This is a genomic window from Rugamonas rivuli, from assembly GCF_009380165.1.
In the GTDB taxonomy this organism is placed as follows: domain Bacteria; phylum Pseudomonadota; class Gammaproteobacteria; order Burkholderiales; family Burkholderiaceae_D; genus Rugamonas; species Rugamonas rivuli.
Window position 1 is genome coordinate 1 of record NZ_WHUF01000027.1, and the last position, 296, is coordinate 296.

General features: G+C 47.0%; 1 rRNA gene. It reads right to left on the bottom strand.

The features are described from left to right. Positions 1-107, bottom strand: a 5S ribosomal RNA gene (gene rrf / locus GEV01_RS30600); the annotation flags it as partial. Positions 108-296 lie beyond the last annotated feature (189 nt).

Consider the following 296-nt stretch of genomic DNA (forward strand, 5'->3'; position numbering starts at 1 on the left):
CGATAACCTACTTTCACACTGGTTGCAGCACTATCATCGGCGCAGAGTTGTTTCACGGTCCTGTTCGGGATGGGAAGGGGTGGGACCAACTTGCTATGGTCATCAGGCATTGACTTGTACGAGCGACACTTTCAGCGGCGCTCCGAATCTGGAATCAGTAAGTAAATGGGGTAATGAAGTTGTATCAACGAACGTTTCAACGTACTTCTTATTCACCATAACCTGCTAAGGTTATAGGGACAAGCCGTACGGGCAATTAGTATCAGTTAGCTTAATGCATTACTGCACTTCCACAC